The 26,681-nt window shown below is 43.6% G+C and carries 23 protein-coding genes and 3 pseudogenes; 23 read left to right on the top strand and 3 right to left on the bottom strand.

Going from position 1 to position 26,681, the window contains the following annotated elements; translation table 11 throughout:
• Positions 1–143 precede the first annotated feature (143 nt).
• The gene (locus F9856_RS00005) at positions 144–1,499 is read right to left on the bottom strand and encodes an aspartate kinase (protein WP_044774590.1); all 1,356 of its coding nucleotides are present in this window, start codon (positions 1,497–1,499) and stop codon (positions 144–146) included.
• 175 nt (positions 1,500–1,674) lie between these two features.
• Between F9856_RS00005 and F9856_RS00010 the strand changes: the two are divergent.
• The 17 genes and pseudogenes from F9856_RS00010 to F9856_RS12100 all read left to right on the top strand — a co-directional run bounded on the left by F9856_RS00010 (position 1,675) and on the right by F9856_RS12100 (position 16,158).
• Positions 1,675–2,316: pseudogene (locus tag F9856_RS00010) on the top strand (HAD family hydrolase).
• A 453-nt stretch (positions 2,317–2,769) separates the two neighbouring features.
• Entirely contained in the window at positions 2,770–3,561 is a 792-nt protein-coding gene (locus F9856_RS00015; RefSeq protein ID WP_202105366.1) for an enoyl-CoA hydratase, read from the top strand.
• Positions 3,562–3,641: 80 nt separating this feature from the next.
• Complete coding sequence (locus tag F9856_RS00020; RefSeq protein WP_012775319.1) at positions 3,642–4,076, top strand: MarR family winged helix-turn-helix transcriptional regulator; 435 nt, start codon at positions 3,642–3,644, stop codon at positions 4,074–4,076.
• Complete coding sequence (locus F9856_RS00025; protein WP_105146750.1) at positions 4,073–5,050, top strand: beta-ketoacyl-ACP synthase III; 978 nt, start codon at positions 4,073–4,075, stop codon at positions 5,048–5,050. Before F9856_RS00020 ends, F9856_RS00025 begins: the two co-directional genes overlap by 4 nt.
• Before the next feature lie 59 nt (positions 5,051–5,109).
• Positions 5,110–5,334 (top strand): acyl carrier protein, encoded by a 225-nt coding sequence (locus F9856_RS00030; protein WP_002938891.1) that lies wholly within the window; start codon positions 5,110–5,112, stop codon positions 5,332–5,334.
• 169 nt (positions 5,335–5,503) lie between these two features.
• Positions 5,504–6,469, top strand: a complete 966-nt coding sequence (gene fabK, locus F9856_RS00035; RefSeq protein WP_099777059.1) for an enoyl-[acyl-carrier-protein] reductase FabK — start codon at positions 5,504–5,506, stop codon at positions 6,467–6,469.
• A 1-nt stretch (position 6,470) separates the two neighbouring features.
• Positions 6,471–7,391 carry an ACP S-malonyltransferase gene (fabD, locus tag F9856_RS00040; protein WP_029179322.1) on the top strand — a complete coding sequence of 307 codons (921 nt, stop codon included), beginning with the start codon at positions 6,471–6,473 and terminating at the stop codon, positions 7,389–7,391.
• Positions 7,392–7,400: 9 nt separating this feature from the next.
• A complete protein-coding gene (gene fabG, locus F9856_RS00045; RefSeq protein WP_202105367.1) occupies positions 7,401–8,135 on the top strand; it encodes a 3-oxoacyl-[acyl-carrier-protein] reductase in 735 nt (244 codons plus the stop codon).
• Positions 8,136–8,482: 347 nt separating this feature from the next.
• Positions 8,483–9,718, top strand: a complete 1,236-nt coding sequence (gene fabF, locus F9856_RS00050) for a beta-ketoacyl-ACP synthase II (RefSeq protein WP_202105368.1) — start codon at positions 8,483–8,485, stop codon at positions 9,716–9,718.
• Positions 9,719–10,195 (top strand): acetyl-CoA carboxylase biotin carboxyl carrier protein, encoded by a 477-nt coding sequence (gene accB / locus F9856_RS00055; protein ID WP_029188423.1) that lies wholly within the window; start codon positions 9,719–9,721, stop codon positions 10,193–10,195.
• On the top strand, positions 10,192–10,614 hold the full coding sequence (gene fabZ / locus F9856_RS00060) for a 3-hydroxyacyl-ACP dehydratase FabZ (protein ID WP_024378919.1): 423 nt from the start codon (positions 10,192–10,194) through the stop codon (positions 10,612–10,614). The genes accB and fabZ overlap by 4 nt, the downstream gene beginning before the upstream one ends.
• A 293-nt stretch (positions 10,615–10,907) precedes the next feature.
• Positions 10,908–12,275, top strand: coding sequence for an acetyl-CoA carboxylase biotin carboxylase subunit (locus tag F9856_RS00065; RefSeq protein WP_202105369.1), 1,368 nt, complete (start codon positions 10,908–10,910; stop codon positions 12,273–12,275).
• Between the two features lie 235 nt (positions 12,276–12,510).
• Positions 12,511–13,377 carry an acetyl-CoA carboxylase, carboxyltransferase subunit beta gene (gene accD, locus F9856_RS00070; protein WP_202105370.1) on the top strand — a complete coding sequence of 289 codons (867 nt, stop codon included), beginning with the start codon at positions 12,511–12,513 and terminating at the stop codon, positions 13,375–13,377.
• Positions 13,374–14,147 (top strand): acetyl-CoA carboxylase carboxyl transferase subunit alpha, encoded by a 774-nt coding sequence (locus F9856_RS00075; RefSeq protein WP_024376001.1) that lies wholly within the window; start codon positions 13,374–13,376, stop codon positions 14,145–14,147. Before accD ends, F9856_RS00075 begins: the two co-directional genes overlap by 4 nt.
• Before the next feature lie 63 nt (positions 14,148–14,210).
• A pseudogene (locus F9856_RS12335) lies at positions 14,211–14,690 on the top strand (GNAT family N-acetyltransferase).
• On the top strand, positions 14,683–15,315 hold the full coding sequence (locus F9856_RS00085; RefSeq protein WP_202105371.1) for a hypothetical protein: 633 nt from the start codon (positions 14,683–14,685) through the stop codon (positions 15,313–15,315). The pseudogene F9856_RS12335 and the gene F9856_RS00085 overlap by 8 nt, the downstream one beginning before the upstream one ends.
• Before the next feature lie 177 nt (positions 15,316–15,492).
• Positions 15,493–16,158, top strand: coding sequence for a CPBP family intramembrane glutamic endopeptidase (locus F9856_RS12100; protein ID WP_236659509.1), 666 nt, complete (start codon positions 15,493–15,495; stop codon positions 16,156–16,158).
• Between the two features lie 79 nt (positions 16,159–16,237).
• On the opposite strand, the gene F9856_RS00100 is transcribed toward F9856_RS12100, so the two are convergent.
• Positions 16,238–17,164, bottom strand: a complete 927-nt coding sequence (locus F9856_RS00100; protein WP_024398179.1) for a site-specific integrase — start codon at positions 17,162–17,164, stop codon at positions 16,238–16,240.
• 120 nt (positions 17,165–17,284) lie between these two features.
• Here F9856_RS00100 and F9856_RS00105 point away from each other — a divergent pair, with 120 nt between their 5' ends.
• From F9856_RS00105 to F9856_RS00130, 6 genes and pseudogenes are all read left to right on the top strand, one after another.
• Positions 17,285–17,860 (top strand): restriction endonuclease subunit S, encoded by a 576-nt coding sequence (locus F9856_RS00105; RefSeq protein ID WP_024398178.1) that lies wholly within the window; start codon positions 17,285–17,287, stop codon positions 17,858–17,860.
• Positions 17,853–21,059 (top strand): type I restriction endonuclease subunit R, encoded by a 3,207-nt coding sequence (locus tag F9856_RS00110; protein WP_202105372.1) that lies wholly within the window; start codon positions 17,853–17,855, stop codon positions 21,057–21,059. The genes F9856_RS00105 and F9856_RS00110 overlap by 8 nt, the downstream gene beginning before the upstream one ends.
• Positions 21,060–21,166: 107 nt before the next feature.
• Complete coding sequence (locus tag F9856_RS00115; RefSeq protein WP_202105373.1) at positions 21,167–22,330, top strand: restriction endonuclease subunit S; 1,164 nt, start codon at positions 21,167–21,169, stop codon at positions 22,328–22,330.
• A gap of 12 nt (positions 22,331–22,342) precedes the next feature.
• Entirely contained in the window at positions 22,343–23,011 is a 669-nt protein-coding gene (locus F9856_RS00120; protein ID WP_024382878.1) for a Fic family protein, read from the top strand.
• A 92-nt stretch (positions 23,012–23,103) separates the two neighbouring features.
• Positions 23,104–23,619, top strand: a pseudogene (locus F9856_RS00125) (restriction endonuclease subunit S); the annotation flags it as partial.
• 44 nt (positions 23,620–23,663) lie between these two features.
• Positions 23,664–25,253 (top strand): type I restriction-modification system subunit M, encoded by a 1,590-nt coding sequence (locus F9856_RS00130; protein WP_105128476.1) that lies wholly within the window; start codon positions 23,664–23,666, stop codon positions 25,251–25,253.
• 49 nt (positions 25,254–25,302) lie between these two features.
• On the opposite strand, the gene serS is transcribed toward F9856_RS00130, so the two are convergent.
• Entirely contained in the window at positions 25,303–26,577 is a 1,275-nt protein-coding gene (gene serS, locus F9856_RS00135) for a serine--tRNA ligase (RefSeq protein ID WP_202105375.1), read from the bottom strand.
• Positions 26,578–26,681 lie beyond the last annotated feature (104 nt).

A 26,681-nucleotide genomic window follows, 5' to 3' on the forward strand; every position in this document is an offset into this window, starting at 1 on the left:
TTTATTCAAATTTTAATTGGTACTCAATGAAAATTAAAATCAGACTAGCTCCAATGGAGATTGACACTCATCAAATCAAGTCAACAACGTCTGGTTTTGATTTTCGAAGAGTATGAAGAGGGAACTGACCGACCTCGTTGTGATTATTGCTCGTTAAAAAAAGCTTCATAGAGTGCGTGCAGAGCGCGTTTCTTTTCTTCGGTTTTGACAACGAACATAACAGAAACTTCACTGGCTCCCTGTGAAATCATTGCCAAGTTGACATTTTGTTTAGAGAGGGCAGTGGTAGCGGTAGCTGTTACACCGACATGGCTCTTCATATTTTCACCAACAATCATGATAATAGATAAACCATGTTCGATTTCGGCCTTGTCAACTTCCATTTTCGTATTGAGTTGACGAAGGATCTCTTCTTCCTTGATAGGAGTCAATTCACGCTCACGGACTACGATGGATAAATCGTCAATACCGGTCGGCATGTGCTCCCAGCGAATATTGAGATCTTCGAGAATTTGCAAAACCTTGCGACCAAAACCAACTTCACGGTTCATCAAATATTTAGACAAGTTAATGCTGACAAAACCATCGTCTGCAGCAATACCGACAACAGGAACTGTTTGCTCGGTATGTTTGTGTACAATTCGGGTACCAGGGTGAGTTGGGTTATTGGTGTTTTTAATAACCAATGGAATCCGTCCGCGATAGGCAGGAAGGAGGGCTTCATCGTGGAGGACGGAGAAACCTGCATAAGCTAATTCTCGCATTTCACGATAGGTCAATTCTTTGATTGAATGTGGATCTTTAATGATGCCAGGATGGGCTGCAAAAATACCATCGACATCTGTAAAGTTTTCATAGAGGTCAGCCTTGACCCCGGCAGCAATGATGGAACCTGTAATATCCGATCCACCTCGTGAGAAGGTACAAATCTGGTTATCAACAGTTACACCGAAGAATCCTGGGATAATGAGTACTTCATCTGTATCACGAAGCTCTTCGATTTTGTCATAACTTGAAGGCAAAATGCGAGCATTTCCTGGCTCGGAGCTGACAACAATACCAGCTTTTTTAGGATGGACATAGCGTGCAGGCAATCCTCTGTGGGTAAAATATTCGGCAATCAATTTGGCATTATTATCTTCACCAGCTGCTAAGAATGCGTCGTAAAGGAATTCGTTATCATCAATTGGTAGGCTGGCCAAAGAGATGATGCTGTCTGCGATTTTCTTCATGCTGTTAGCTGTGAAACCAAGTTCGTCAACCATTGCCTGATAACGGTTGATGATCCATTCTTGACTGGCAGTCACATCTTTTCCGTTAACATATTCTTTATAATATTTAATCAACGCATCAGTAACTTTAGTATCCTCGGCATTGCGTTTTCCAGGTGCAGACACCACAACAAAGCGACGTTCTGAATCAGATTGAACAATATTGAAAACTTTTTCTAACTGTCCAGCTGAAGCAAGTGAGCTTCCCCCAAATTTAATAACTTTCATTCTCATCTCCTTGGATATTTTTTTCTATTATAGCAGAATGATATGAAATTGTCAGTATGTTCAGACAAATCTTGCCAAGAATTTTATCGAAAAACGAACAAGAGACAAGTATGAAAATTTCAGAAAAATATTTTTTCTTTCAACTGTGTTACAATTAAAGGAATAGGAGGCGAGTATGGTAAAAGCAATTATTTTCGACATGGATGGTGTACTTTTTGACACAGAAACATTCTATTTTCAGCGTCGAGCGGATTTTTTAGCGACAAAAGGTTTATCGGTTGATCATTTGGATCCATCTATATTTGTAGGTGGAAGGGCTAGTCAAATTTGGCAACGGATTTTAGGGGATGATTATGATAACTAGGATGTCCCTGCCTTGGAAGAAGAATATCGTGTATATAAAGAAAAGCGACCAACCCCTTATGCAGAGAGGATTTTTCCTGAAGTTAAAGCGGTATTGGAGAGACTAACTATCCAAGGTATTCCTGTAGTTTTGGCTTCAAATACCGACCGTTCAGAAATCGAACGTGCTCTACTAGATGCTGGTATACGCTCTCATTTTAGTCATATTTTCTCAGCGATGGATTGTGAGACTCCAAAACCAGATCCCGCGGTTTATGTGAAAGCAGCTAGTGCAACAGGAGTAGCTAAATCGGACATTTTAGTATTTGAAGATAGTGCGAAGGGGATTGAAGCGGCTAAAAAAGCAGGTTTGACAGTTTGGGCTATTCGAGACCAGCATTATGGAATTGATCAGTCGAAAGCAGACAAATTGATAGACAATCTTGAAGATGCCTTTGACTTATTGCGATTTTAAGAAATATGATATTGTAGTCCAAGCATCAGTTCTCGTGAAAAATGGTATTTCTAGCTCAGAATCCAGTTAAATCTTCCAAAAGTATTAACGTGAAAAAATGAAAGTTGTAAATTAATCTTAGATCCTATATTTACAGTTCAGACTTGCATATTGAGGTTGTTTTTTTCAAAATACAGTCAGTATTTCATACAGTCAGTATTTCCCGCAAAACCTACCTTGATGAGTGAAAAAGCCAAGGCGCTTTGCGTGTGAATATAGGTTCTTAGACACGTTATTTTCTAGCATATCTAAATTTTATATTGCGATGATAGTCCCCATCTTTTTCGGACGTCACACTTTACTTGCTAGAAAAAAAGTGACAATTATAAAAACTGTGTTACAATGGAAAACAAGAATTTGAAGTTTGATATTCAAATCTTTTAATTATCAAACTATTTTGAAAGGAGCAAGAGAATGGCCTGCCAAACAATTCGTTATGAAGTAATTGATTCCGTAGCGATTCTAACTTTAAACAGACCGGAAGTGGCAAATGGTTTTAATATTCCTATGTGTGAAGAAATCTTAGAAGCAATCCGCCTTGCAGAAGGGGATGCCTCCGTCAAAATTTTACAAATTCAAGCACAGGGTTCCATTTTCTCCGTGGGTGGAGATTTAGTTGAGATGAAGCGTGCAGTTGATGATGATGATATTGCTTCTTTGGTAAAAATAGCAGAGCTGGTGAATGATATTTCGTTTGCGATGAAGAAATTGTCTAAAGTAGTCATTATGGTGACAGATGGGGCAGTGGCTGGAGCCGCGGCTAATATGGCAGTGGCAGCTGATTTTGTTATTGCCTCCAGCAAGACAAAATTCATCCAAGCCTTTGTAGGCGTTGGACTTGCGCCGGATGCGGGGGGACTCTTTCTACTGAGTCGTGCTATTGGGGCTAATCGTGCTAGTCACTTGGCGATGACAGGAGAGGGCTTATCAGCGGATAAGGCTTTAGAATATGGGATTGTTTATAAATTGGCAGAGCCAGAAAAACTAGAAAAGACAGTTGCCCAGGTCATAAAAAAACTCTTGCGAGGCTCAGTAAACTCTTATGCAGCAATCAAACGACTGACATGGGAAAGTCAATTTAAAGACTGGGAGTCTTATCGCCGATTGGAGCTGGATTTACAAGAAACATTGGCCTATAAAGAGGATTTTAAAGAGGGAGTTAGAGCGCACGCAGAACGACGTAGACCAGTGTTTACGGGAGATTAATTTTTAAATTAGTAAAAAAATGTTTGACAATCAAAGTTTTATGGTTTATACTTTGACTATCAAAGTAAAGGAGGCCTGTTTTGGAAGATCCAAAAGTAAATGAATATCTAACGGCCATTTTTAACAATGTGTTGGTGATTGAAGAAACAAGTCTGCGTGGTAGCCGATTCAATGATATTTCGATTAAGGAAATGCACACGATTGATGTGATAGGAAGTATTGATGGAGCTACTCCGAGTGATGTTGCTCGGACTTTGATGGTAACCTTAGGTACTGTTACAACTAGCTTGAACAATTTGGAAAGAAAAGGATATGTTGAGCGTATTCGTTCGACCAAAGATCGGCGAGTTGTTCATCTCTATCTGACCAAAAAAGGTCGACTGGTCTATCGTTTGCATCAACGATTTCACAATGAAATGGTGAAACAGATTACAGATGGTATGGATGATGCAGAGTATCAGGTAATGAAGAAAGGACTCATGAAACTCTATCACTTCTTGGAGGATTTGAAATGAGAAACCATGCTAAAATCAGTCAGGTGGCCCACTATCTTCCGAAGAAGATTGTGACCAATGATGATTTGGCCCAGCAAATGGATACCAGTGATGAGTGGATTCGTAGCCGTACAGGTATCGGTCAACGACACATTGTTACTGGAGAGACGACGAGTGATTTGGCTAGTCAAGTGGCTAGAAAATTACTGGAAAAGTCTCAGCTAGATGCTAGTGAAATTGATTTCATCATCGTAGCAACGATTACTCCAGATGCTTCAATGCCATCTACGGCAGCTATGGTTCAAGCAGCAATTGGCGCAAAAAAGGCTTTCGCCTATGATCTCGTTGCAGCTTGTTCAGGATTTGTTTTTGCGCTATCAACAGCGGAAAAATTACTTGCTTCAGGAGTCTATAAGAGAGGACTTGTCATTGGTGCAGAGACCCTATCTAGGTCTGTCGACTGGTCGGATCGATCAACGGCTGTTTTATTTGGAGATGGTGCTGGAGGAGTTTTGCTGGAAGCGTGTGAACAACCGACCTTTTTAGCAGAAATCTTGCGAACGGATGGCGGTCGAGGTGCTAGTCTGACAGCAGGGATAGACCAGAAAGAGACGCCATTCTCGACACAAAGCCGTCAACAACCCTTTATCCAAATGGAGGGTAGAGCTATATTTGAATTTGCGACGAGAGATGTTACGGCAACCATGGCAGAGCTGCTAGAACAAGCTGATATGACTGTGGATTGCGTTGATTATTTCTTGCTCCACCAAGCCAATATACGTATCCTGGATAAGATGGCTCGTAAATTGGGAGTGGCGCGTGAAAAATTTCCAGCAAATATGGATAAATATGGTAATACCAGCGCAGCAAGTCTTCCTATTCTCTTATCAGAATGTGTAGAGAGCGGAATGTTGCGATTGGATGGAAGCCAGACTATTCTCATGGCTGGTTTCGGTGGAGGCCTCACATGGGGAACTCTACTCTTACAACTTTAGTTAATTCCTTGCCCTAGGCAAGATTAAAATATTTTATTTTCCAAAAGGAGACACATATCATGGCAGTATTTGAAAAAGTACAGGAAATCATCGTTGAAGAATTGGGTAAGGATGCTGAAGAAGTAACTCTTACAACAACCTTTGAAGATTTGGACGCAGATTCATTGGATCTTTTCCAAGTTATCTCTGAAATCGAAGATGCATTCGACATCCAAATCGACACTGAAGAAGGTTTGACTACTGTAGGCGATTTGGTTGCCTACGTTGAAGAAAAAACAAAATAATGACTGTTAAGGAAAGTGCTATTTAGCATTTTTCTTAAATTAAATACTTTGATAATCAAAACATTGAAATATCAAACTATTTTTGAGTGAGGGGGCAACCCTTCACTTGTTTACCTAATGATTTGATATTCAAATGATTAGGTAAGCAAGAAAAAAAGATGAGGGAATTATGAAGACGAAAATAACAGAATTGCTCGATATTAAGTATCCAATTTTTCAAGGTGGTATGGCTTGGGTTGCTGACGGTGACTTGGCTGGTGCGGTTTCAAATGCTGGTGGTCTAGGGATTATCGGCGGAGGTAATGCTCCAAAAGAAGTCGTTAAGGCGAATATTGACAAGGTGAAGTCTATCACAGACAAGCCTTTCGGTGTCAATATCATGCTTTTGTCTCCTTTTGCGGATGACATTGTTGACTTGGTCATCGAAGAAGGTGTGAAAGTTGTTACCACAGGAGCAGGAAATCCAGGGAAGTATATGGAGCGTCTCCATGCTGCAGGGATTACAGTTATTCCTGTTGTACCAAGTGTGGCTCTTGCGAAACGCATGGAAAAATTAGGGGTAGATGCTGTTATTGCTGAAGGTATGGAAGCCGGAGGCCATGTTGGTAAATTGACCACCATGACCTTGGTTCGTCAGGTTGTTGAAGCTGTATCCATTCCTGTTATCGCAGCAGGTGGTATTGCAGATGGTGCAGGTGCAGCGGCAGCCTTTATGTTGGGAGCAGAAGCGGTGCAAGTTGGAACTCGTTTTGTAGTAGCTACAGAGTCCAATGCCCATCAGGCTTATAAGGAAAAAGTTTTAAAAGCTAAGGATATTGATACAACTGTATCTGCTTCTATTGTTGGACATCCTGTGAGAGCTATCAAGAATAAGTTGTTATCTGCTTATGCAGCTGCAGAGAAAGATTTCTTGGCAGGTAAAATTTCGGCAGATGCTATTGAAGAACTTGGTGCGGGAGCACTCCGCAATGCAGTTGTTGATGGTGATGTAATAAATGGTTCCGTGATGGCTGGTCAAATTGCTGGTCTAGTTTCTAAAGAAGAATCTTGTGAAGATATTTTGAAAGACATCTATTATGGAGCAGCCAAAGTGATTAGAGATGAGGCAAGTCGTTGGGCTTCCGTTGGAGAATAAGATGACAAAAACAGCCTTTTTATTTGTAGGTCAGGGGGCCCAGACACTTGGTATGGCCCGTGACCTCTATGAGACTTATCCCATTGTCAAGGAAACTTACGACCAGGCTAGTCAGATTCTGGGTTATGATGTGCGGGACTTGATTGACCATCGGGAAGACGAGCTCAACCAGACCCGCTATACCCAGCCTGCGATTTTGACAACCTCACTTGCCATTTATCGTTTGTTGGCAGAAAAAGGGATAAAACCCGACATGGTGGCTGGTTTGTCCTTGGGAGAATATGCAGCCTTGGTTGCCTCCGGTGCCTTGGCCTTTGAAGATGCCATTGCCTTGATTGCCAAACGGGGTGAGTTTATGGAAACGGCTGCGCCAGCAGGGACTGGTAAGATGGTCGCTGTCCTTAATGCAGATGTCAGCTTGATCGAAGAGGTCTGTTCATCTGTTACCTCTGGGATTGTTTCTCCAGCCAACTACAACACACCAGCCCAAATCGTTATCGGTGGCGAGGTGGCTGCAGTGGATGAGGCGGTTGAAGCCTTGAAGGTGACGGGAGTCAAACGCATGATTCCCCTCAATGTGTCGGGGCCTTTCCACACGGCTCTCTTGCGTCCAGCTTCGGAGCAATTGGCTCAGGCCTTGGAGCAGGTGGAATTTTCGGACTTCCAAGTAGAGTTGGTCGGTAATACGGAAGCCAAGGTCATGAAAAAAGAGGACATCAAGTCCCTCTTGACCCGTCAAGTGATGGAACCAGTCCGTTTTTATGAGTCAATCGCAACCATGCAGGAAGCTGGTGTGACCAAATTTATCGAAATCGGTCCAGGAAAGGTCTTGGCAGGCTTTATCAAGAAAATTGATAAGACAGCTGAGGTGGTGACAGTAGAAGATGTGGCAAGTCTAGAAGGCTTGTTGACTAGCCAATAAGGAGAAATCATGGAACTTACCAAAAAAAATGTGTTTGTGACAGGTTCAAGTCGTGGAATCGGCTTGGCCATTGCCCATAAGTTTGCAAGCCTTGGTGCCAATGTGGTGCTGAATGGTCGTGGTCAGCTGGGGCAGGACTTGCTGGATAGCTTTTCAAGCTACGGTGTCAAAGTGGTGGCGATTTCAGGCGATATTTCCAGCTCGGCAGATGCCAAACGAATGGTAGCTGAGGCAGTTGAGGCTCTTGGTAGCGTCGATATCTTGGTCAATAATGCAGGGATTACCAAAGACGGTATGGCCTTGCGAATGACGGAAGAAGATTTCGAGAGCGTTTTGAGTATCAATCTAACAGGGACCTTTAACATGACCCAGGCTGTTTTGAAACCGATGACCAAGGCACGTGAAGGGGCTATTATCAACCTTTCCAGTGTGGTCGGTTTGACAGGGAATGCTGGGCAGGCCAACTATGCCGCTTCTAAGGCAGGTGTGATCGGCTTTACAAAATCTATTGCCCGTGAAGTCGCTAGTCGCAATGTTCGTATCAATGCTATCGCACCAGGCTTTATTCAGTCCGACATGACAGATGTTCTGTCTGACAAAATCAAGGATGCCATGTTGGGGCAAATTCCTATGAAACGCTTTGGACTGACGGAAGAAGTAGCAGATGTAGCTGTATTCTTAGCCAAGCAAGAATATCTGACAGGTCAGGTCATTGCGGTTGACGGCGGCTTGACCATGCAATAATCCAGTCTTCCAGTTTATCTTTTATTACTTCGATGAGTGAAAAGCTCCAGTGGAGGTTTTCAGCCTACCACCTTTGAGTTAAAGAGTGGTAGTTTGAAACTACGTTTCCAGATTTCCAGCTTCAAACAATCTATTGGATTGTTTGAACTCGCTTTGCCGTACTAACGGAGCGTTACTTACTATCGTAAGTACGATTTCCAATCTTCAATAGTCCACTGGACTATTGAAGCTGTCTGCAGCTTGTTGAAATGAACTTTGTTCGTAGTACTAAAAGCAAACTGAAAGACTGCAATAACGCACTGTAAATTCAATCTTGTTTTGTGTGTTATTTTAAGAGAGGTTTGAAAATGACAAAATTAAATCGTGTAGTAGTGACAGGCTACGGTCTGACATCGCCAATTGGCAATACGCCAGAGGAATTCTGGGATAGCCTGGTCAATGGTAAGATTGGGATCGGAAAGATTACCAAGTTTGATACCAGTGAATACTCGGTCCATAATGCTGCGGAAATCAAAGATTTTCCTTTTGCCAAATACTTCATTAAAAAAGATAGCAATCGCTATGATAACTATTCCCTCTATGCTCTCTATGCGGCTCGTGAGGCAGTAACTAATGCTGGCCTGGATACAGAAGCGGTTGATAGTGATCGTTTTGGTGTTATCTTGTCAACTGGTATCGGTGGGATTTTGGAAATTGAAGAGCAGGTTGCTCGCATGAACGAAAAAGGACCAAAACGGATTCGTCCTATGGCACTTCCGAAGGCTTTGCCAAACATGGCGGCTGGAAATATTGCCATGCAGGTCGGTGCCAATGGTGTCTGCAAGTGTGTCATCACAGCCTGTGCTTCGTCAAATGATGCCTTAGGAGAAGCCTTCCGTGAAATCAAGTTTGGCTTCCAAGATGTCATGTTGGCAGGTGGAGCAGAGGCAGCCATTACTCCGTTTGCAATCGGTGGTTTCCAAGCTTTGACAGCTATGTCAACTACTGAGGATCCAGAACGTGCGTCTATTCCATTTGACAAAGACCGCAATGGTTTTGTCATGGGAGAAGGTGCTGCGGTCTTGGTCTTGGAAAATTTGGAGCACGCAGAAGCACGTGGGGCAACCATCTTGGCTGAAATCGTTGGTTATGGAAATACCTGCGATGCCCACCACATGACCTCTCCACACCCAGAAGGTTTGGGTGCCATTAAAGCTATGAAGTTGGCCATTTCAGAAGCAGGTTTGGAGCCAGCTGACATTGACTACATCAATGCACACGGAACTTCGACACCGGCTAATGAAAAAGGGGAAAGTCAAGCTATCGTATCTGTCTTTGGCAAGAACACGCCAGTTTCTTCCACCAAGTCCTTCACGGGTCACTTGTTGGGGGCGGCGGGTGCCGTTGAAGCAGCGGCTGTTATTGAGGCTATGCGTCATTCTTACGCACCAAAGACAGCTGGTACGACAGAATTGTCTGACTACATTGAGGCGGATGTTATCTTCGGTCAAGGTCGTGACATGGAAATCCGTCATGCCATTTCAAATACATTTGGCTTTGGTGGTCACAACTCGGTGATTGCCTTCAAGCGTTGGGAGGCTTAAGTGAATATTACAGAAATGAAGGACTTGATGAGTCAGTTTGACCAGTCAAGTTTGCGAGAATTTTCATATAGCAATGCTGGGGAAACCTTGCATTTCAGTAAAAACCAGCAGGCGACAGCGGCTCCGAGTCCAATCGTAGAAGCTCCGCTTGCTCCAGTAGTTGCAGCAAGTCCAGCCCCTGTACAGGTAGTTGAAACGAGTGAGCAAGCTCCAGTAGAAGTTAGCTCAAGCTCTGTAGCAGAGGGTGCGGTAGTGGAAAGTCCACTTGTTGGTGTGGCCTATTTGTCACCAGCTCCAGACAAGCCAGCATTTGTGACGGTTGGGGATACGGTCAAAAAAGGCCAGACCCTCATGATTATCGAGGCCATGAAGGTCATGAACGAAGTACCAGCAGACCGTGACGGCGTAGTTACAGAAATTTTGGTGGCCAACCAAGATGTTGTAGAATTTGGACAAGGATTGGTACGCATCAAATGATTGATATTTTGAAAATTAAAGAGGCTCTTCCTCATCGCTATCCTATGCTCTTGGTCGATCGTGTCCTTGAAGTATCAGAAGATGAGATTGTCGCCCTTAAAAATGTGACCATTAACGAGCCCTTCTTCAACGGGCATTTCCCAGACTATCCTGTCATGCCAGGTGTTCTCATCATGGAGGCTTTGGCACAAACCGCAGGTGTCTTGGAGTTGTCCAAGGAAGAAAACAAGGGCAAGCTGGTCTTTTATGCCGGCATGGACAAGGTCAAATTTAAGAAGCAAGTTGTACCTGGTGACCAGTTGATCATGACAGCTAAATTTGTCAAACGCCGTGGAACCATTGCGGTCGTTGAGGCAAAGGCAGAGGTGGACGGAAAACTGGCTGCGTCGGGGGTGTTGACTTTTGCTATTGGAAAATAATACTCTTCGAAAATCAAACTCAGCCGTTGTTGACTTGATTTGATGAGTGTCAAGCTCCAGTGGAGCTTGACAGCCTGCTACCATAAGATAAGAAAGTAGCAGGAGTATATCTGCTTTTGGAGAAACGAACTTCGTTCGCTCTATCTCCAACCTCCAAAGGTTTCCCAAACCTTTGGAGCTAGCCTGATTTTGATTTTCATTGAGTATGAATCGGTCCGTTATTTTGCAAACTAGTTAAGGGCTGAGCTTGTGATAAACAATTATTCTATGTTAAAAAGGAGATAGGATTCATCATGTTTGAGAAGATTTTGATTGCCAATCGTGGTGAGATTGCGGTGCGGATTATTCGTGCGGCCAGGGAGCTGGGGATTGCGACGGTGGCTGTCTATTCAGAGGCTGACAAGGAAGCCCTCCACACCATGTTGGCAGATGAGGCTATCTGTATCGGACCTGCCCGTTCGACAGACTCCTATCTCAATATGCAGGCGGTCATCTCGGCGGCTGTTGTGACGGGTGCCCAGGCCATTCATCCCGGTTTTGGATTTTTGAGTGAAAACTCCAAATTCGCCACCCTCTGTGAAGAAGTTGGTATCAAGTTTATCGGACCTTCTGGGACGGTCATGGATACCATGGGCGATAAAATCAATGCTCGGACGGAGATGATTAAGGCTCAAGTGCCTGTCATTCCAGGCTCAGACGGTGAGGTTTTGACCAGCCAAGAAGCCCTTGAAATCGCTGAAAAGATTGGCTACCCTGTCATGCTTAAGGCATCGGCAGGTGGAGGCGGGAAGGGGATTCGTAAGGTGGAAAAAGCTGAAGACCTAGTGTCAGCCTTTGAATCGGCTTCCAGCGAAGCCAAGGCAGCTTTTGGCAACGGTGCCATGTATATGGAGCGTGTCGTCTATCCAGCCCGCCACATCGAAGTACAGATTTTAGCAGACCAACAGGGTCATGTCATTCATCTGGGAGAACGGGACTGTTCCCTTCAACGCAACAACCAGAAGGTCTTGGAAGAAGCTCCGTCTATTGCTATCGGCCAGACCATGCGGGACCGTATCGGTCAAGCAGCGGTGCGGGCTGCCCAGTCAGTTGGCTATGAAAATGCAGGGACCATTGAGTTCCTTTTGGACGAAGCCAAGGGCGAATTTTACTTCATGGAAATGAACACACGGGTGCAGGTGGAACATCCAGTTACCGAATTTGTCACCGGTGTGGATATTGTCAAGGAGCAAATCAAGATCGCGGCTGGTCAGGAACTCAGCGTCCGCCAAGAAGATGTGCGGATTACAGGCCATGCTATTGAATGCCGTATCAATGCTGAAAATCCAGCCTTCAACTTCGCCCCAAGTCCAGGTAAGATTTCCAATCTCTACCTGCCAAGTGGTGGCGTTGGTTTGCGTGTAGATTCTGCAGTTTATCCAGGCTACACCATTCCGCCTTATTACGATTCCATGATTGCCAAGGTTATCGTGCATGGGGAAAATCGTTTTGAAGCCCTGATGAAGATGCAACGAGCTCTCTACGAATTGGAAATTGACGGAGTGGTGACCAATACCGACTTCCAGCTGGACTTGATTTCCGACAAGCGAGTGGTGGCTGGTGATTACGACACTGCCTATCTTATGGAAGAATTTTTACCCCGCTATCAAGCAGAATTATAGTCTTTTAGTTTACTTTTAGTACTAGCTTCAAAGGTTCGGGGAACCTTTGAAGGTTGGAGATGAAACAAACGAAGTTTGTGTCAACAGCTGCAGGCTGTACTGGAGTACGGCAAAGCGATTTCAAACAATCCAGTGGAGTGTTTGAAGTTGGAAATAAGGAAACGAAGTTTCCTCTTACGTCGAAGTAATAAAAGAAAAACTAAATGACGATAAAAAAGTAAACTAGGAGAATGCTATGGCTTTGTTTCGCAAAAAGGACAAATATATCCGCATTAACCCCAATCGTTCGCGGATAGAGTCAGCACCTCAAGCAAAGCCAGAGGTGCCAGATGAACTCTTTTCCAAATGTCCAGCTTGTAAGGAAATCCTCTACAAGAAGGACTTGGGACCAGAGAAAACCTGTCAACACTGTTCCTATAATTTCCGGATTACAGCCCAGGAACGCTTGGCTTTGACAGTGGATGAAGGCTCGTTCGAGGAATTGTTTACAGGGATTGAAACAAAAAATCCCTTAGATTTCCCAAATTATTTGGAAAAATTGGCAGCCACCCGTCAAAAGACAGGCTTGGACGAGGCTGTTTTGACAGGCAAGGCGACCGTCGGTGGTCAGCCAGTTGCCCTTGGAATCATGGATTCGCATTTTATCATGGCCTCTATGGGAACGGTAGTTGGTGAGAAAATTACCCGCCTCTTTGAGTTGGCGATTGAAGAGCGTTTGCCAGTTGTCCTCTTTACCGCATCTGGAGGTGCTCGCATGCAGGAAGGCATTATGAGTCTGATGCAAATGGCTAAGATTTCGGCAGCTGTGAAACGCCATTCCAATGCTGGTCTCTTTTACCTAACAGTCTTGACAGACCCGACAACAGGAGGTGTGACAGCTAGTTTTGCCATGGAAGGCGATATTATCCTAGCTGAACCGCATACCTTGGTTGGTTTTGCAGGACGACGGGTTATTGAGTCAACTGTGCGTGAAAATCTGCCAGATGATTTCCAGAAGGCTGAATTTTTACAAGAACACGGCTTTGTCGATGCCATTGTCAAACGCCAGGACTTGCCAGCGACCATCAGTCGCTTGTTGAGAATGCATGGAGGTGTCAGATGACCAGTGATGTAGCACGTATGATCCGTTTGGCACGTGACCAGGCTCGCCTGACCACCTTGGACTATGCCACACAGCTCTTTGATGACTTTATCGAATTGCACGGCGATCGCAATTTCCGTGATGACGAAGCTGTAGTGGGTGGGATTGGCTTTTTAGCAGGTCAGCCTGTGACAGTTATCGGTATCCAAAAGGGTAAGAACCTCCAGGATAATCTCAAGCGTAACTTCGGTCAGCCCCACCCAGAAGGCTACCGCAAGGCCCTTCGCCTTATGAAGCAGGCGGAGAAGTTCGGCCGTCCCGTTGTCACCTTTATCAATACTGCTGGAGCCTATCCAGGTGTCGGTGCCGAGGAGCGTGGACAGGGCGAGGCCATTGCCCGCAACCTCATGGAGATGAGCGACCTCAAGGTGCCTATAATCGCTATTATCATCGGCGAGGGCGGCTCTGGTGGAGCTCTGGCTCTAGCAGTCGCAGACCAGGTCTGGATGCTGGAAAACTCCATGTACGCCGTCCTTAGCCCCGAAGGTTTCGCCTCTATCCTCTGGAAAGACGGTAGTCGGGCCATGGAAGCAGCAGAACTCATGAAGATCACGTCATACGAGTTGGAGAAACTCCAAGTGGTCGATCGGGTTGTTTTGGAAAATGGCAGAGCGACCAAGGAAGTCTTGTCTGACATCAAGGAAAACCTGGTCAGCCAGTTGGATCAGTTACAAGCCTTGCCACTTGATCAACTACTCGAAAACCGCTATCAACGCTTTAGAAAATACTAGGAAGACCTAGTATTTTTTTGATAGATTTGATACAATGGATAAAATAATTTCAGGAGGTTTTCCATGTTAGTAAAAGCAGATCTATCAAACGCAGAAGAATTGCTACCTATTCAGCACCGAGCATTTGCGGCTTTATATGAAACCTATCAGGACCAGTACAACCCAGCCATTGAAACCATGGACTATTTCCAGTCACGCTTTGCACGACCAAATTGCAGCTACTACAAGATTGTCGAGGAAGGGCACACAGTCGGACTAGTACGAACAACGGTCGCTGAAGATGCTGACCAGGGCTAGGGCTGGCTAGGCTTGATTGGCATTGATCCAGACCATAGGGGAAAAGGCCATGGTCATAAGGCTATGTTAGAGTTAGAACAACTTTATCCAACGGTTAAGAGGTGGGTGCTCTGCACGGTCTTACAGGAAGCAAAGTTAGTTACTTTCTATGAGAGTCTAGGCTACAAGGTCATTAAAACCGAGCCTGAGCAGGAGGATATGGATATGGTCTATATGGAGAAGTGGATAGGAGATTCAGATGCTTGAACAGTGTCGCAGATACCTGGATTATCAAGGAGTTCATTATTGCAAGCCTGAAAAAGCAGGAGCTTCGGCAAGCGACATGACAGCCTTAAGAAGCTTAGCACAGGCAGCACGTAAGGAGTTTCAGACATTAAGTTTAGCCTTAGCTGAGCAAGTCGGTCCCTTGGTGCCAGAGAGAGTCAGTCAATGGATGAACCAAGCCCAGATTTGCAGACCGCATTTTTGGACCTATTACCGCCTTCCCTCTGCTAGTCCATCGGCCCCAGCTTTCGCCATTCGTCTGTATGGTAAGGGAGTTGAAGCGGGGATTTCAGTAGAAGTTAGCTTCATTGAGCGAAAGAAGGTAGAGACCTCTCTGCTTCAGCAAAACCGTGTGCTGAACTGTCCGATTCAGGCACCGCTTTATTACTGGGTACAGGAGGGACAGGTATTTTATCGCCTGGATGGAACGGAGGAGAATAGGCAGATTTTACTAGAAGCTGTTGAAGCAGAGCGGGTTCGAAAAGTACTGGTCAAATATGACGTACCATTTGAAACGGTTGAGTCCGAAGAGGAACTGCTGGAACGCTTGATTCAGGGCTTTTCTCTACTAGAACCCTACTTGAAGATAACACACCCCGCTGAATAATCAGTGGGGTGATGGCAACAAACATCGTAAGGGTGTTTGTTTTTTAGTGTATATTGACAAATTCATTGAACTTTTGTAAAATTGTATCACAACAACAGAACAGCTTGATTGACATTACGTGAAATCCTATAATAGATTGAAGGCACTCTATATGATGGAGCGGAAGAGGAGAAGAGTATGGAGAAACTAAGTCAAGGTTTGGAATGGATTGGTCGGAAGATTTGGTTATTATTAAGGATTTTTGGTCTCTTAGTGCTTGCTGTCCTTCCAAATCTGATTTTGGAAGAGTCCAAGTCACAAACTGCCTTGGTAATGGCTGGACTGGTGACACTGGGTCTTCTGGTCTTTTTCTGGTGGCGGGCTGAGAAAAATAATCTACCAGTCTGGGACAAAAACGTTCTTTCTTGGGACGGTCTGGCAATAGTCATACTAGCCTTTGCTACCATGCAACTGACAGATATGCTTGGTTTCTATTTGTTGGAATTGCAGGGGGCTACAACGACAGCTAACGACGCCTCCATCATCGAATCTTTGAAGGGAGTTCCTTTTGGGCTGGCACTCTTGACAACAGCATTTTTGCCAGCAATTGCAGAAGAGATTATATTGCGGGGTTATTTCTTTAAGAAATTGTTTGGGTCGCAAGCAGTTGTTGGAATCATTGTTTCAAGCCTGCTTTTCGGAGCCCTTCATGGACCGACCGATCTTGCCTCTTGGCTGATTTATGGAGGTAGCGGTCTTATCTTTTGTGTTCTCTATCATAAGACGGGCTACTTGATTTATCCTATTGCTGTTCATTTTATCAATAATGCCTGGTCGGTAGTGGCACTCTACTATTTTCAATAAGCAACAGAAAAGACGATTCCAAGTGGAGTCGTCTTTTGCTATTGTCAGTACAAGCCTTGTCACGATAGAGATAGGAATGTCAACAAAGTCCTGATAGTGACCGCATAATTAAATCAACATCTTGGTTTTCCAACTCACGAATGATATGAAGATAGGTTTTTTGGGTCGTTGTTATGCTTGCATGACCAAGTCGTCTAGCAACACTTGCGATAGAAACCCCGGCAAATAATAAAATAGATGCATGGGTGTGTCGCAGGGCGTGAATGGTGATGACAGGAAGATTTGCACTTAGGCAACGCTTTTCAAGAATGGCATTGATGGTAGAGTTGTAAATCCGCTCTTTCTTCACGAAAAGTAGGTCATCGGGTTGGGTGTGCTGCAATAAGTTGGCGAATTGGGTGCTGGTTTGCCAGTCGAGTTGGATTTTTCGAATTGAAGATTTATTTTTTGTAGGTAAAAATCCGCCGTCTCCTTTATAATTCCATGTTTTATCAATGGTCAATAGCTGTCTATGAAAATCAAAATCTTGAGTAGTGAGAGCAAGGGCTTCTGAGAATCGAATACCTGTTTTAGCAATTAATAAGATGAGCCAATCCCAATTCAGCTCCTCTCCGAGACGTAATTCTTGTATCAACTGATGAAGCTCAAATTGGTTGAGGTATTTTGTCTTTTTCTTTCGAGGAAGTCTTCCTTTGATAATCACCTTACGTGTCGGGTCTCGTTCAATAATTCCTTCATCTACAGCATCTAAAATAGCTCCTTTCAACTGGTGATGAAAATCCATGGTTGTCTGTCGTTCATGTGTTTTAGCATAGCTGTTAATCAATTCTTGGTAACGAACCCGATTCAAATCTTCCAACAACAGACTAGGAGCTAGTCTGATAAGCCACTGCAATGTCATTCTATATTTCTTGAGAGTGACTTCTCGAATGGCTCCTTCCTTGTAAATCCGTAGCCAATTTGCATAATAGTGATGGAAAAGCTGTTTTTCTTTTGATAAGTTCATGGCAGAACCTCCTTTTTAATTTTTAAAAATTACATAATTTATTGACAGATTTCCGAGGAGATGCTATACTTATTTTAGCGAAAAAATGTAATTATGAAAAATTTCAAAGAAAGGAAAATTATGAAACTAGAAGAATTGGCTCACTTTACGGGAGGTAGTTTACAGGTTCGCTTGGATACTACCAGCTGGGAAGATGCTAGAGACTATATCCTCTACAATCAGCAACATCATCAATTGGATGGTTATGAGGTGATAGAAGAAGTGATAGATAGTCGGACCGTGACGACAGATAGAGAAGTGACCTTGCTCGAGGAGGGAGACTTACTCTTTAGTTTACTATCGGGGAAGGCTGTTTTAGTGAGAGCGGAGCACGCAGGCTTACTCTATACCCAGAACTATATCAAAATTGAGCCCATTGCAAAGCTGGATAAGGTCTTCTTGCTGTATCTGATCAATGAATCCTCGGCTATTAGACGGCAGTTTTACCAAAGCTTACAGGGGAGTGAGGTAATGAAATATACAGTCAAGCAACTGAAAAGTTTACAGCTAGGCGCCTTGCCTCCTTTAGATAGTCAGCAGAAACTAGGAAAGATTTATTTAGATGGATTAGTCTTACGGCAGAAGCGGCAAGCTTATGCGCAAGGAGATTTTTTACGGCTAACATATTTGTTAAAGGAGGTTTACGCACATGAATGAATTAGCATTTGAAACAGAATTGATTCAATATATTACGACAGGGACTATTACACAGCCGGAGCACCTAGAAGGTCTAGAATGGTCTGTTAGTGATTCTTCGACCCTGTATGCAGTCAAATCTAAACTGTGGACTTATGAGCCGAGTATCAAGACAACGGAGCAATTATGGGAAAATTTTCGTAATATTCTCTGGCAACACAACCAACATCGATTGGACAAACCCTTGAGCGATACCGAGTTTGCTCAGGTCAAGCAGATTATTTCAGATCTGAAAACACCTTATGAGGCTGGTCAGTTTTTATATGGAATTAGCGGTGTTTCCGAATTGGAAATTACACTTGATGATGGACGGCATACATTTTTGACAGTATTCGACCAACGTAAGATAGGCGGTGGGGACACTGTCTACCAAGTGGTGAACCAAATTCGTAGGGCTCCTAAAATCCCTGGACGACGAGAATGTATATTCGATACAACCTTGTTGATTAATGGCTTACCTATTATTCAGATTGAAGAGAAAAAGGATACGATAGATGTGGACAAGGCATTGAACCAAATGCATCAATATATCCAGGAACGGCAATATACGGATATTTTTTCTACCTTGCAGATTCTAGTCGCTATCGCCCCCAACAATGTTCGCTATATGGCCAATACCACTGCGGAGAAATTTAATAAGGACTTTGCTTTCCACTGGCAGCGTAAATCTGACGGTAGTAAAGTTCGGAATTGGAAAGAATTTGCGGATTCCATGCTCAGCATTCCTATGGCCCATCAGATGGCGACCAACTACATGATCTTAGACGGGACACCGCAGAAACAAATGCTGAAAGTCATGCGTCCCTATCAAGTTTACGCCACTCAGGCGGTCATTGAGGGGATAAAAAAAGTCGATTTTGAATTAGGCTGTAACAAGGTTGGCTACATCTGGCATACGACAGGCTCAGGGAAGACGATCACTAGTTTTAAAACAGCTTGGCTGGCAAGTCGAATGCCCAAGGTAGACAAGGTTGTCTTTCTAGTGGATCGTATTGCTTTGACCAATCAGACTAAGGATGATTATCTGGCTTATGATCCAGAAGCTGGGGAGAACAGTTTTGGTAGTATTCGAGAAACTCAAAATACCACAGCCTTGGCACGGCAGTTGACTAGTAAGGATAGTGGGATTATCGTTACTTCTGTGCAAAAATTGGATACACTGGTGAAGAGAAAATCTTTCAAATCACCAGATAAGCATATCGTGTTTATCGTTGACGAAGCTCATCGCTCAACTGGTGGAGATAGTTTTGCAGGGATTCAAAAGGCTTTTAAGAAAGCGGCTTGGATTGGCTATACAGGAACTCCCAACTTAGATGATACAGGTGCTAGTCTGCGGACGCAAGATATTTTTGGCCCTCTTCTTCATGCCTACACTATTAAAAATGCCATTAGTGACCGCAATGTGCTAGGGTTTAAGGTGGATTTTGAGACAACCATCGATCAGGAAAAACTAAAAACAACTTACTTACCAGATTTTTATCGGCAAAAATATCCGAAGTGGACAAGTGCACAGATTGAAGAAAAGATTGCCAATCTAAGTCCAGATGATATGGATGATGCGGTGACTTCTAGCATCTATGACGAAAATCCAGAGCATGTTCGATTGGTAGTCGAAGATGTCTTCAAACACTGGGCAAATCGCTCTGGCAGTGGCCGTTACAATGCCTTGTTCACCACCCACGTAGGTGGAGGCAGGGCCTCCACACCCATGGCTATGATGTATTTCCGAGAGTTTCAACGAATCAACCAACTGCATCGAGAGCAAGGAGGTCTGGTCTTGAAGGTGGGAGTGACCTTTGCCTTGAATACTCAAAATAATGATAGCATGGTCGAGTCAAATACTGGTTTGCTTGAAGCTATTACGATCTATAACACAGAATTTGGGACGTCCTTTGGCTTGTCAGATGTTGCTTCTTATACAGAGGACTTGGTTAGTCGCCTCAATAGAACAGCCAAGGACAAGAACTACTTAGATTTGGTGATTGTAGTGGATCAGTTGTTGACAGGTTTCAATGCTCCTGAGCTCAATACTCTTTATGTTGACCGAACCTTAAAAGGAGCTAGTCTTATCCAGGCCTATTCTCGCACCAATCGTGTGGAGGATATGGATAAAAAACCTTTTGGACGGGTGGTCAATTACCGCTGGCCAGCCCATAATGAGAAATTGATGAATCAGGCCTTGGCCATCTATGCAGATGATAGTGCTGCCGATTTATCAGATGCGGAACAAAAAAATAACAATGAAAAAAATGGACTGGTGGCTAAGCCTTTCAAGGATGTATTTGCTGAAGTCAAACAAACGGTCGACCAATTGAGAGAGTTGACGGGTGATTTCAATGATATTCCGAAGTCTGAGAAAAAGCGTGAGGCTATGTTAGAATTGCTCCGTGCTTACAATCAAGGATTGTCTAAGCTGAAACAGTATCAGCCAGAGGAGGTTGATGGGGTGATTGAAGGATTTGATTACAATCAGCCGGACCGCTTTATTGAAAGTTTGGGAATGTCTGTAGAGGAAGAAAAACTTTTGACGACAGTCTTAGCCAACGAATTGAAACGAACCTTGGCGAAAGAACAAAAAGTTAGCATTCACCAAATTGAACTCAAGATGACTCACATCAAGGAAGTGACAATTGACTACGATAAATTGACCGAACTGGTTGAGCTCTTGCTGAATCAGGTTCACGAAGAGAAGATGGTAGAAGCCGCAGCTACCAGGGATGAATTGGATAGATTTGCAAGCGGTTTGGAAGACCTCAACTATGCTGACCAGATCCGTCAAACAGGGGATGCAATCTATCGAGGTGATTTTCCGACACAAGATATGAACTTTGCTTATCCAGTCAAGGGGATTGATAGTCAGAAGATTATCCAAGAAGCCTCGCATGTTTACATTGACAAGAAGCTCTTTGCTTTCCGAATCCAATGGGGCTTGACGGAGCATATCCGCAACCAAGAACTACGAGAGTTGTTGGCGAGACATCGATATGGTCAGAATGACTTGGATGATACCGGACACTTACGTACCTTGATAAAAGAAGCTAGTCGCGATTACCAGACCTGGGCAGAAGGTGATGCTGTTAAAGGCTTGAGTAAGATTCAGTACCGTAATCAGTTGAGACAAGCACTATATGATTTGGCTGATGACTTGGTTGGTCAATAGGTTGCGATTTTGTTGGATGATAGCGTATAATAGAATGGAAATCGTCCGAAAAATTGCAAAAATAACTTTCAAAAATGAAACAAAAAGAAAGTAGAAAAGGAGGGACTATGACAAAAGAAAAATCAACAGTACCACGATTGCGCTTCCCCGGATTCACGGACGCTTGGAAACAGCGTAAGTTGGGGGAGGTGGCGGTGGTAGTGATGGGACAATCTCCAGATTCAAAAAACTATACTAATAATCCTTTAGACAATATTTTAGTTCAAGGAAATGCCGATTTAAAAAATGGGAATGTTGAACCAAGAGTTTGGACAACGCAAATTACAAAGATTGCAGAAAAAGGAGACATCATTGTATCGGTCAGAGCCCCTGTTGGAGATGTTGCCAAAACTAGATATAAGGTTGTTCTTGGGCGTGGAGTTGCAGGTATTAAGGGAAATGATTTTATCTATCAGACTTTAATAAGAATGAAGCAGTTTGGTTATTGGATGAAGTTGAGTACTGGTTCCACTTTTGAATCAATAAATTCTGGTGATATTAAAAGTTCATTGATTCCCCTCCCCACCCTCCCCGAACAAGAAGTCATCGGCAACTTCTTCTCCGACCTAGATCAGCTTATTACTCTTCATCAGCGAAAATTAGATGATGTTAAAGAATTGAAGAAGGCTTTGTTACAGAAAATGTTTCCGAAAGGGAATGGAAACGATTTTCCTGAGCTAAGATTCCCAGAATTTACGGACGCTTGGAAACAGCGTAAGTTGGGGGAGGTGGCGGTGGTAGTGATGGGACAATCTCCAGATTCAAAAAACTATACTAATAATCCTTTAGACAATATTTTAGTTCAAGGAAATGCCGATTTAAAAAATGGGAATGTTGAACCAAGAGTTTGGACAACGCAAATTACAAAGATTGCAGAAAAAGGAGACATCATTGTATCGGTCAGAGCCCCTGTTGGAGATGTTGCCAAAACTAGATATAAGGTTGTTCTTGGGCGTGGAGTTGCAGGTATTAAGGGAAATGATTTTATCTATCAGACTTTAATAAGAATGAAGCAGTTTGGTTATTGGATGAAGTTGAGTACTGGTTCCACTTTTGAATCAATAAATTCTGGTGATATTAAAAGTTCATTGATTCCCCTCCCCACCCTCCCCGAACAAGAAGCCATCGGCAGCTTCTTCTCCGACCTAGATCAGCTTATTACTCTTCATCAGCGTCAGTTGGATCATCTGAAACTGTTGAAAAAGGCGCTGTTACAGCAGATGTTTATATAGAAAGAGGTCAGTATGACATATTCGCAGGATTATTTAGATGACCTTCTGGTACGAATGGCCTATCATTCCAGCGGGATTGAGGGGAATACCATTTCTCTGCCTGAGACGGTTTCGATTATTTTGGAAAGCACGCTACCTGGCAAGCACAAGAGTATCCGTGAATTTTACGAGATTGAAAATCACAAACAAGCCTTCCAAGCTCTGCTATTTGCCTTAGATAATGGGGAAGAGCTGAGTTTGGGACTGGTTAAGGATATTCATGCCTTGTTGATGGACCGCCTCCAGCATGATCGGGGGCAGTTTAAGTCGGTGCAAAACGCTATTATTGGTGCGACCTTCAAGACTGCATCGCCAGAGGAAACGCCTTTTCTTATGCAACAGTGGGTGGACAATGCCAACTATCGCTTGGGGTTGCCTTTGGAAATAGCTGAGCTGTTAGAGGTGTTGGCAGATGTGCATATTCAGTTCGAGCGTATTCACCCATTTAGTGATGGGAACGGTCGGACAGGACGGCTGATTTTGATGTTTCAAAGTATGCTCAAGTTGGGAGCGCCCGTACTGATTAGTAAGGAAGATCGAGCTCTTTATATGGAGTTGTTAGCGGAACAAGATGTGACTGGATTATCCCAATTACTCAAACGCTCCTTGGAGTTTGAACAAGAACGAAAAAAACAGTTTTAAGTCGAGTTTTCAGAAAGCGGCTTTCAATCGGAACTATTATTTTTGCCTGAAAATACAATGAAAACCTTACTTTCACAACTACTTGGAAACAGCGTAAGTTGGGGGAGGTGGCTACTTTTGCCAAAGGAAACGGTTATTCGAAGAAAGATTTAGTTATTGAAGGTTCCCCGATTATTTTATATGGTCGTCTATATACGAAGTATGAAACGGTTATCTCAGAAGTTGATACTTTTGTATCTGTTGAAGATAATAAAAATAGTGTAGTGTATAGTGAAGGTGGTGAGGTGTTAGTACCTGCTTCGGGTGAAAGTTCACTAGATATTGCTAGGGCTTCCGTTGTTGCAAAAAAAGGCATAATCTTAGGTGGAGATATAAATATAATTCGATTACATTCGGAGATTTTTCCTGTATTTTTAGCACTTACTATATCTAATGGAAAACAACAAAAAGGCTTGAGTAAACGTGCTCAGGGAAAATCTGTAGTACATCTTCATAATTCAGATCTGAAAAAGGTGGACTTGGATTTCCCCACCCTCCCCGAACAAGAAGCCATCGGCAGCTTCTTCTCCGACCTAGATCAGCTTATTACTCTTCATCAGCGAAAATGAGATTTCGAGTAAAAAATGAAACAACATGAAAGGATTACAAAAACATGTCAAAAACTATTCAAGCCATTACCAATCAGATTTGGTCCATGGCCAATGAATTGCGAGGAAACATGGATGCTTCGGAATATAAGAACTATATCCTGGCCTTCATGTTCTATCGCTACCTATCTGAGCATCAAGAGCGTTTCTTGGTGGAAGATGAAATTATCAGTCCTGCTCCAGGGGAAACTGTTCAGGATGCCTATGCGCGAGAAGCAGTTGGGAATGACTTGGTGGAGTATTTGGAAAATACAGCTTCTCACCTTGGATACGCGATTGCACCAGAAGATACCTGGGCAAGACTGGTAGCCAAAATTGATAACAGTGAGATTGTAGCGAGTGACTACCAGACGATTTTCGATCATTTTAACGCCAATGTAGAACTCAATCAGGATGCTATGGAAGATTTCAGAGGCGTCTTTAATGACATCAATCTAGGTGACTCTCGTTTGGGCAATTCAACGGTTGCGCGTGCAAAATCCTTGAACAGTATTGTGAAGCTGATTGACAGCATTGAGTATAAAAATGATGAAGGAAAGGATATTCTGGGAGAAATCTATGAGTATCTTATTGGACAGTTTGCCGCTTCGGCAGGTAAAAAAGGTGGAGAATTTTATACCCCGCATCAAGTGAGTAAGATTTTAGCCAAGATTGTTACTTTAGGTTTGGAAAAATCAGATACTAGCTTCTCTGTTTACGATCCAACCATGGGTTCAGGGTCTTTGCTACTAACAGTGCGTAATGAACTACCTCAGGGCCAGCATATCAAATTCTATGGCCAAGAAATGAACACAACTACTTATAACTTGGCGCGGATGAACCTGATGATGCATCAGGTCGGCTACAGCAATATGATTTTGAATAATGCTGATACCTTAGAAAGTGACTGGCCGGACGGGGTCGATGAACTTGGAATCGATCAGCCACGTAGTTTTGATGCGGTCGTCGCAAACCCACCCTACTCTGCTAAATGGGACAATCGTGAGTCCAAATTGAAGGATCCACGGTTTATGGAATACGGTAAGTTAGCACCAGCTTCTAAAGCGGACTTTGCCTTTATCTTACACAGTCTTTATCATCTGAATAATACAGGGACCATGGCCATTGTTTTACCACACGGAGTGCTCTTTAGGGGAGCAGCAGAAGGTCATATTCGCAAACTGATTATTGAGAAAAATTACCTGGATGCAGTTATTGGCTTGCCAGCTAACCTGTTTTATGGCACAGGCATTCCAACCACTATTCTAGTCTTCAAAAAAAATCGTCAGACCAAGGATGTATTCTTTATCGATGCGAGCAAGGAGTTTGAAAAAGGGAAGAACCAGAATCACCTTTCCGATGACATGGTAGAAAAAATTGTAGAGACCTATCATAATCGTCAGTCTCTTGACAAATATGCTCATTTGGCATCAATAGAAGAAATTGTAGAAAACGACTACAATCTAAATATTCCTCGTTACGTCGATACTTTTGAGGAAGAGGAAGAGATTGATCTCGGGCAAGTAACGCAGCAACTAGAACAAGATAGACTAGAGATTCGGGCACTAGAAGATAAGATTCGTCAACAATTAAAGACTTTGGGAGTAGATTTTTAGATAAATGAAAAGAGCGAGTAGAATTTTCCTCGCTCTTTCTTTGTATATCTTAAGGTTTAATCACATCAACCCCACCCATGTATGGACGGAGAACTTCTGGAATGGTGACAGAGCCATCTTCGTTTTGGTAGTTTTCAAGGATTGCCGCAACGGTACGGCCAACTGCCAGACCAGAACCGTTGAGGGTGTGGAGCAATTTGACCTTACCGTCAGCAGCATCGCGGTAGCGGATTTGGGCACGGCGAGCTTGGAAATCCTCGGTATTTGAACAGCTTGAGATTTCACGGTAGGCATTTTGGGCTGGAATCCAGACTTCCAAGTCGTAGGTCTTAGCAGCTGAGAAGCCCATATCGCCTGTACAGAGGGCTAAAACGCGGTATGGCAAGCCTAATTTTTGAAGGATATTTTCTGCGTTTGCTGTCATTTTTTCCAATTCATCATAAGACTGCTCTGGTGTGGCAAATTTGACCATTTCAACCTTGTGGAATTGGTGAAGGCGGATAAGACCACGGGTGTCACGACCAGCAGAACCAGCTTCAGAACGGAAAGATGGGCTCATGGCTGTGAAGTAGATTGGCAGGTCTTTTTCTTCCAAAATCTCGTTGCGGTAGTAGTTGGTCAATGGCACTTCAGCAGTTGGGATGAGGACGAAGTTGGTATCTGCCAACTCAAAAGTATCTTCCTTGAACTTAGGATATTGACCAGTACCGAACATAGAGTCGTGGTTGACCATGTAAGGTGTGATGATTTCTTGGTAGCCTTCTGCGATATGCTCGTCCAACATGAAGTTGTAGAGGGCACGCTCCAAACGAGCACCCAAGTTTTTGTAGAAGAGGAAACGGGCACCGGTTACTTTTGCCCCACGTTCCCAGTCCAAAATATCCAGGTCTTCGCCCAAGTCCCAGTGTGCTTTTGGCTCGAAGGTAAATTCACGAGGCGTACCCCAGCGGCGAACTTCTACGTTTTCTTCTTCGTCTGCACCAACAGGGACAGAATCGTGCGGCGTATTTGGAAGAACGGTGAGAATAGCGTTCAATTCTTCATCGATTTCCAAAAGCTGAGCGTCCAAATTTTTTACGTCTGCAGACAGTTTCTGCATGGCAGCAATCTTGTCATCAGCATTTTCCTTGTTGCGTTTTGCTTGGGCAATCTCCGCAGAAACGGTGTTGCGCTCTGCTTTGAATTCTTCTACAGTAATCAAGATTTCACGGCGTTTTGCATCCAATTCCTTGATGTCTGCCAAGGTTTCGGCAGCCACACCACGAGTAGCAAGTTTAGCAGCCACTCCGTCAAAATCTGTACGAATACGTTTGATATCTAGCATAGATGTCTCCTTTAGAATAAAAAAACACAGAATGAGAGATGCTGGAGCGATATTTACCGCGGTTCCATCCAGCTTCACATTCTGTGCACTTTAAGTATGTCATT

The organism is Streptococcus suis, from assembly GCF_016743335.1.
Taxonomy (GTDB): domain Bacteria; phylum Bacillota; class Bacilli; order Lactobacillales; family Streptococcaceae; genus Streptococcus; species Streptococcus suis_Y.